This window comes from Cerasicoccus frondis, from assembly GCA_031296915.1.
Classification (GTDB): Bacteria; Verrucomicrobiota; Verrucomicrobiia; order Opitutales; family Cerasicoccaceae; genus Cerasicoccus; species Cerasicoccus frondis.
Window position 1 is genome coordinate 1 of the sequence record JAVDPC010000060.1, and the last position, 7,200, is coordinate 7,200.

Consider the following 7,200-nt stretch of genomic DNA (forward strand, 5'->3'; position numbering starts at 1 on the left):
GAACACTCAAACCAATCCAAACAAATGTGTAACCCATGTCCCCGCACAAGTGTTACCTATGTTACCAGTCTATACACTCTCGATCCGCGCCACCTCATTCAGATTCGAATGGCGCCAACAGGACGTAACTGCCCGTTAGGGATATCGTTGCTACCTCAAAGTGATAGGTTGAAATCTATCCAGTATCTCCCGAGAAGGCTCACCGCCCGCAACCCCGCGGGGCATCTCCGTGGCGAACCACATCGTGGCAATCACGGCTACGACCGCATTGACTTTGTGCGGCGCGAAACCCCGCACACCGCCAGACAAGCAATGCCGACCAAAACTGCGTAAGTGGATGGCTCGGGCACCTGTGAGAAGGACAGGCCAGCGGGGGCGTTCAAGCCGTCCAACAGGGTTTCCACGTTGCTCCCATTCAAGTCGGCGGACTGTATTGTGCCATCAGTAAAGTCGCTCCAGTAGAGACTGTCCTCATCAATGGCGACATCGACGGGTTGAGTCAGGCCATCGACCAGCGTCAGAACACCGCTTCCATCAAAGTTCGCATAGGAAATTTCCCCTGAGCCCGTTACTGAAGTGTTGTATGAAGTCCAGTAGAGGCCACTGGAATCTGCGGTTATGCCAAATGGCTGCGTCGCGCCTAGATCGATGAGTTGCGTGATATTCGAACCATCCAGATCGGAACGATAGATGTAGCCTTCGTCAGTTAGCCCTTGCGCGGTCACATAAATGTAATCCTGATACACGGAGATGCCGTAAGGGATCACATTTTCATCGAGCATATCAAACAAGATCGCCGCGTTGTCGCCATTCAGACCGGAGCGATAAATCTTTGAAGAGATTAAGGAATAAACATACTCCGTGCTCGCAGTCACATCATAGGCATCGCCGATTCCAGCAACTAATTGATCGACAACATTGGCGCCATCCAGGTCCGCACGCGACACTGAGCCGTCCCCTGAGTTTGCCCAATAGATATATTGGGAATCGGCGTATAAACCAATCGGCGCGCTTTCCGTGTCGCTGTATAAAGTCGTCACTTGAGCCGTGTCGACGTCGACGCTGTAAATTGAAAATTCGTTATACTCTGCAAAATAGAGCTGGCTTGCAGATAAAGAACCACTGAAAAAAACGAGCTGAAGGGCAATTATTACAACGAATCCAATCCTTTTAGCTGCCATGTTAAATACTGAATATTAGAAGATACATTCCTGTCAATACCGCTAAATGATTCAGCCATAAACCGTCGCCAGCGCCATAAAGCACACCGCCCCGAGCCCATAAGCCGCCAACGTCGAGAGCCCGTGTATCGTGGTCATGATGCCAAACATCAGCATCGTCACGGCAAAGAGCCCCAGCGGGCTTCCGGTTGGCGCATTGGGCATCGGTATTATCCGAGTGCTATGCTGCAGGAGGCCCTAGTAGCCAAGGCAAAAGCGCTGGGCGACATCTAACCCAAGATCAATTCGGCCTAATCTTATTCTCAATACCACTGATGCATTCGCGCTCTAGTTGCCAGGCTTGGTCGCGTAGTGTATTCGCCTTCAGCACTAAGCTGCCAATCTCTGCTTCGTCCTCAGTGTTGGCAACAGGTACGAGTACGTTTCCTAACATATCTTTATCGATGTGAACGACAACAGAACCGTAAGAAAGGCGCTTAATCAGATGCTGTCCATAGTCAGAGGCTAAGTATGCATAAAGGTAACCAGCTTGTTCCTTGTTGTTCGCTAGTATCCTTATTGCATCTTCGCTGGCGGTCCAAGTATCCATATACTTCGGAATGATATGGACTCGACCGATTGTACCCGAGCGAGTCACGATGAGCATATTCTCCTCAAGTGAAATTTCTGGAAGATCTTTTACGTGAGCCCCTTTAGCCAGCCGTTTCACATCAATGGGATCAATTTGAAATAGCTGTTTGCTGGACAGCATGGGAATTCCGCCAGAGGGAACATACAAACGCTTTCGGAATTTGGTGATGGCTCGAATTTCTCGAGCGATGCTTCTATCTGCCATAGGAAGCAAACTATGCCCACATCGGGCTAAGTTGCGTTCTGCTGCAATCGCCTGTGCGCTGTGGTAGGTGGCTTCAAAGCGGAAGTTCAGCTTGTTGAGCTTGGTCTTGGCAATACTTGGGCCCTTGGCCTTTGGTTCCTTCAGGCGAGGCAGTTTAAGGCGTTCATGCAGCAAGTCATCAGCCTCAGCGAGTAGTCGATTGGCTTCGTCCCGCCAGCGGTAGACCTGGAGCATTTTATGGCCGATGTCGTGAACGGTCGTTTCGCCAAAATCGGGAACCAATAGAGACTCAAGGTGGTGTGGTTCAATGTGCTGGACTACTGATCCGTAAGTGCTCAGTCCCATTTGGAGCCTGCCGTAGCGACCCCGAAGAAATGCAGCAAGGAATCCGGCAATCTCCGGCTTTGGCGCCCGCACACGAATAACATGTTGTGAAACTGTTTTGTTTGTAAACGCTTTCGAGGCTAGCCCTACGTTCCCGATTGTGCCGGAGCAGGAAATCAGAATATCCCAAAGCTGGACTTTTAACTCTTCTAATCGCTTGGTTTTTTTAATGCTTAGGTATTTCCCTGACTCGGGCGTAGTTTCAATGATGTCCGAGCTAGATAAGAGCTCAATGCCTCGGTCTTTGCCAACCCACACGCGAGGAAAGCGAAAAGCATTATAAGCCCAATCACAGAACGCGCCTTCTCCGTAGAGCGCCTTGAGAGGGTAGCCACAGGCTTTCAACTCGGCCACGGCATTGCGCCCTTCGACGCTGTATGCGGATGCCTCCATCCGAAGTCCCGCTTGAAGGACTTCTTCTAGGGAGACGCCAACACTGTGCTTAACTTCGGGCGGTGTTGGGGCTAGTTCCTGTTGCTGGGCTACCATCCGAGTAATTGTTTGGGTTTCCAGTCCAGGAATTCTAATGCAACGGCGGGTGAATCATCATCCTCAACATGCTGTGAAGCGAGACGGCGTTTGGTAACCGTCCCATGAGCGTCAAACTCATAGAGTTCGGTGCGCTCGACCTCGCGTTGCTCCATGAGTAGATTCCCATCAAGATCCCGCTTGTAGAGTTTGTTGCCGCGCTTGTCGTGCCCACATGCGTTTACCTGCGCCATGAAGACTTCGTAATTCGCGATCTTACGGCTCACTGCTTCGGCTTGGCGTTCTGCTTCAGTTTTGCGCTGTAAGACCAGCACGCTGGTTTGGGTGCCATTGCGCGGCTGGAATGTGTCGGGATGCAAATCGATGGACGCCACCAAACGAAAGTGAGTGAGTATCCAATAGCGAACGTATTCCAAGCCTGGCGCTCCAAGAATCGCGTCGGGCAACACGATGGCCAAACGCCCGCCGGGTTTGAGTAGTTGCCAACATCGTTCGATAAAAAGGATTTCCGGAGGCTGCGAGCTTTGCAGTTCTTCCGTAACCATCCAGCGACCGTCTTCTTTCTGCCAAACATGACCCAGTTGATACTGCTCGAGAGTTTCGGTATCTTTAATCGGCAGCTTCGAGCCGAAAGGCGGATTGGTGGCGATGACATCGAAATGGCTAAGGTCTTTCTCGCTCTTCAGATCGCGTGCTTCAACGCCTACTCGCTTGGCCAGCTCCTTTTTGAACTCTAAGCTCCATTGATGCGGGTGAAGGAGGCTGTCTTGGCGCAAGATATTACCGGCCCCATCGTTATTCATCACCATGTTCATCTTGGTGGCTTTGACGAGGTCTGGGTTGATATCGAAACCGAAGTAGAATTGCTCAGCCAGTTCTTGAACACGCTTCTCCAGAGCCTCCTGCATCTTCGCACTGAGCATTTTGCCACCGTTGGCCTTGGCGCGAAGCTTGCGAATCATGAGGTTCATTGCGATTACGAGAAAGCCACCGGTGCCGCACGCAGGGTCGAGTACGCGTTCCTCTTCGCTGATGTCGAGCATCTTGACGGCCATCGCTTGCACATTGCGTGGCGTGAAGAACTCGCCGCGGTCGCCCCGCAAATTGGCGCCAACCAACTCCTCATAGGCTTTGCCTTTCACATCGATGTTGGAATCGAGAAAGCTGTAGCGTTGGAGTTCCCCAACAATCCAAGCGAGCGAGCGGGGCTGAAGCTTAATGACGTCATTGGCGTCAAATATAGCAGGGTATTTCTTGCGCACCTTCTCGAATATTTTACCAATGCGGTTGACGACGGTTAACCGCCCGTCTGAGCTGCCTTTCTCTTTGGCTGTGGCGTAGAATTCCAGATCGTGAGGGAAGTTACGCTCATCATAGATCTTACAAAAGATGACCTTCAGCAGTTCAAAGAACGCAGGCTGTTTTTGCATGCCGTCGGTCACGTAGATGTGATTGTGGCATGTTTTGAATGCAAAGAGTAAGTTGTCGCCAACAGCGTTTTTCAAACCATCGCGTGTCGGGCGATCCACTTCGTCTGCCGAACCATTTGCGGATACGATGTCATTGGGTTCCTCCCATTCGAAACCGTCTTTTGTGGCAACTTTGCGGAATACAGCTTTGTAGCGGCCATTGGTCCACATCCCCCACTCGGCCCGCGCGCAGGCCGCCATGTATGACTTTAGCTGCTCGACTCCTTCCTTCTTGTTGGAAGGTTCAACATCTTCCTTTTTGCACTCAATGATGACCCACGCCTCATCTTGATTATGGGGCTTTCCTTCAGGGAATATGACAATATCCGCCCGTTTTGAGCTGCTGCCCAATTTGACGCGAAACTCAATTTCGATTTGTTCTGGTGAGTAATCCAATTCAACGACTAGGCGTCGTTCGATATTCTGGCGCACATATTCTTCGGGGGTATCCGAGCGAAACTTGCCATCAATAAAGTCTTTGATCTTTCCATCCGGTATGGTTTCGAGCAGCTCTTGCATCGGCAAGAAACTCACAATTACGCTGGCCCTTGAAAAGCTAAAACGTAAGAAATGCTGTCTGTGTTGGCTCTGAGTTGAAGATTTTGCAAAAATAACGTGCTAAACGCTGTTTTTAACTAAAGACTTTCGCCAAATGTTTCCACCTTTTCCAGTTAGTGAGATTCAATTTGAGTCTCCAGACGCATTTGAGCAACTGGGCTCCAAGCCGAAATTTTGGTTTCGCGACATGGATAACATTCGCTGGTTGTTCAAATACGCTCGCGAGAATACAGGGGAGCACTGGGCCGAGAAAGTTGCTGAGCAGATTGGTAGTTTATTGGATATACCAGTGGCGGAAATCGAATTGGCAACATGTTCAGACAGGAGGGGAACCATGTCTCGATCCTTTGCTGACCCTAGTCGTGGCGCAGTATTGATTCATGGCAATGAACTGATGGCAGGTGTTTTAGAAGCGTACGATCTAACGAAAACATATGGGCAAGATCAGCATAATATCACCAATATAGTCCGAACTATCCGGAGTCGATTCCCAGTGCGCGCGGACGGTGAGGCGCAACTGGCAAGGTTTGCCAGTTATCTGGTGCTAGACGCTTTAATTGGAAATACTGATCGTCACCATGAGAATTGGGGGATGCTGATTACGAAGCGGGCAGGAGGTATGATTCGAGAATTAGCTCCAAGTTACGACCACGCCTCTAGTTTGGGGCGAGAGTTGACTGATGATGCTCGATATCAACGACTTGAAAATGGAACCATTGAGCAATATATCCTAGGCAAGAAAGCTAAAGGAGGAATTTACTGGTTGGATCCGAAGAAAGCGCCACCGCCTTTGGATCTGGTCAAACGTGCTTTTTCCAAGGAGAGTTCTCCGTTTAAGCCGATTCTCCAGCGCCTCCGTGAGGTTGAAATGCGCCAGATTGAAGAGGTTGTTCAGCGAGTTCCAGATGCATGGATCAGTGACACTGCGAGGCAGTTTTCGCTTGAGTTAATTCGCATTTCACGCTCACATCTGTTAGCTTTGTAATGATGAAGCAACTATACCTAGCTTGGCAAGATACTGGCAGAAGTCGCGCATGGTATCCGATTGGGTGTCTTGAGCGTGGCGAGCAATCGGATTATAGGTTTTGCTATGTAAAAGGTGCTGAGCGAGCGCATCGTGAAGCGGAAATGGAACCATTGGCCTCATTTCCTGATTTCCATCGCTGCTACCGCTCCAAAGAATTGTTTCCTTTATTCAAGAATCGACTAATTCCTCGAAATCGCGAAGACTTTGGACAGTTCATTCAATCTTTGAATCTACCGCCAGATGCGGATGATTTTGAAATTCTTTCTCTCACCGGCGGTACCCGAGCAACTGATAATTTTGAGATGTTTCCGGCGTTTGAGCCAGACGCAGATGGCATGTTCCGCTGTCGTTTCTTCTTACATGGATGGCGGCACGTTAACGACGTTGCCCAGAAGCGAATTCCCCAACTAGAAGAAGGCCAATCACTCAGGGTATCCGTTGAGCTGAATAATCCGGCCACACAGTTGGCCATTCAGATCCAAACAAGTGACTACATTATGCTCGGATGGACGCCACGGTACCTCGTACGCGATCTAATTGATATCGTAAATGAGGATAATCGAGAAATCTGCGCCACTGTTATTAAGGTGAATCCGAATGCTCCAATTCGAAACCGTATCTTAATTGAGTTACGTGGAAAGTGGCCGAAATGTTATCAGCCACTTAGTAATGAAGATTTTCACGTTATTGCTGATCTTCAAGGCGTATCGTGATCAATTCAACGACTCCGCGTTCTCGCCCCAGAGGGCGGTGTCGATGGGGTTGAGGGTGATGGTTTCCAGTGGGGCGTCCGTTATCCTTAACGGGCACAACGTTGCCCTTTCAGCCATCAGGATGAAACTGCCCGATAGGGATATCGGGCGCTACCTCAAAGTGATTGAATTGGTTACCCAGCCATTAGGCTAATTGGCCGGTTCCTAAGCGGCCCATTTGCGCCCGCATTTTTGAGGGGAGTTGACCGCCCGGCGCCTCACACAAAAGCCTTATGCTGTGTGAGCAAGACAACCGAGGCTATGTTGGGACAACAACCGGTGCTGTGTTGAGGCAACAGCCGCTCGGTTGTTGGAGTAACATAGCATAAGGCTTTTCGACAACATAGCATAAGGCTTTTTGAAAACAACCCAGTAGGCTTTTGCAAAACACAGCATTAGGCTTTTTCGGCGGAGGGCCAGCGGGCGTGGGATTTAACCACGAAGGACACAGAGAGCACGAAGCGAATGCGCAGTTTTCTGGGGTGGAGGGATAAGTTTTTGGGTT

The 7,200-nt window shown here is 50.1% G+C and carries 6 protein-coding genes; 2 read left to right on the plus strand and 4 right to left on the minus strand.

Features of this window, described 5'->3' with window-relative positions; translation table 11 throughout:
• Positions 1-257: 257 nt before the first annotated feature.
• The 4 genes from RBB63_RS23460 to RBB63_RS23475 all read right to left on the minus strand — a co-directional run bounded on the left by RBB63_RS23460 (position 258) and on the right by RBB63_RS23475 (position 4,877).
• A complete protein-coding gene (locus RBB63_RS23460; protein WP_309387861.1) occupies positions 258-1,181 on the minus strand; it encodes a DUF5050 domain-containing protein in 924 nt (307 codons plus the stop codon).
• A gap of 51 nt (positions 1,182-1,232) precedes the next feature.
• Positions 1,233-1,385 carry a hypothetical protein gene (locus RBB63_RS23465; protein ID WP_309387863.1) on the minus strand — a complete coding sequence of 51 codons (153 nt, stop codon included), beginning with the start codon at positions 1,383-1,385 and terminating at the stop codon, positions 1,233-1,235.
• Positions 1,386-1,461: 76 nt separating this feature from the next.
• A complete protein-coding gene (locus RBB63_RS23470; protein WP_309387865.1) occupies positions 1,462-2,889 on the minus strand; it encodes a restriction endonuclease subunit S in 1,428 nt (475 codons plus the stop codon).
• Positions 2,883-4,877 (minus strand): type I restriction-modification system subunit M, encoded by a 1,995-nt coding sequence (locus RBB63_RS23475; RefSeq protein ID WP_425503948.1) that lies wholly within the window; start codon positions 4,875-4,877, stop codon positions 2,883-2,885. Before RBB63_RS23475 ends, RBB63_RS23470 begins: the two co-directional genes overlap by 7 nt.
• A 133-nt stretch (positions 4,878-5,010) precedes the next feature.
• Here RBB63_RS23475 and RBB63_RS23480 point away from each other — a divergent pair, with 133 nt between their 5' ends.
• Positions 5,011-5,901, plus strand: coding sequence for a HipA domain-containing protein (locus tag RBB63_RS23480; RefSeq protein ID WP_309387868.1), 891 nt, complete (start codon positions 5,011-5,013; stop codon positions 5,899-5,901).
• Positions 5,901-6,656 (plus strand): hypothetical protein, encoded by a 756-nt coding sequence (locus RBB63_RS23485; protein ID WP_309387869.1) that lies wholly within the window; start codon positions 5,901-5,903, stop codon positions 6,654-6,656. The genes RBB63_RS23480 and RBB63_RS23485 overlap by 1 nt, the downstream gene beginning before the upstream one ends.
• Positions 6,657-7,200 lie beyond the last annotated feature (544 nt).

Excerpts from the sequence above, each read along its gene's own strand:
- RBB63_RS23475 (WP_425503948.1), bottom strand. The coding sequence starts at position 4,877 with ATGCAAGAGCTGCTCGAAACCATACCGGATGGAAAGATCAAAGACTTT.
- RBB63_RS23460 (WP_309387861.1), bottom strand. The coding sequence starts at position 1,181 with ATGGCAGCTAAAAGGATTGGATTCGTTGTAATAATTGCCCTTCAGCTC.
- RBB63_RS23470 (WP_309387865.1), bottom strand. The coding sequence starts at position 2,889 with ATGGTAGCCCAGCAACAGGAACTAGCCCCAACACCGCCCGAAGTTAAG.
- RBB63_RS23485 (WP_309387869.1), top strand. The coding sequence starts at position 5,901 with ATGATGAAGCAACTATACCTAGCTTGGCAAGATACTGGCAGAAGTCGC.
- RBB63_RS23465 (WP_309387863.1), bottom strand. The coding sequence starts at position 1,385 with ATGCCCAATGCGCCAACCGGAAGCCCGCTGGGGCTCTTTGCCGTGACG.
- RBB63_RS23480 (WP_309387868.1), top strand. The coding sequence starts at position 5,011 with ATGTTTCCACCTTTTCCAGTTAGTGAGATTCAATTTGAGTCTCCAGAC.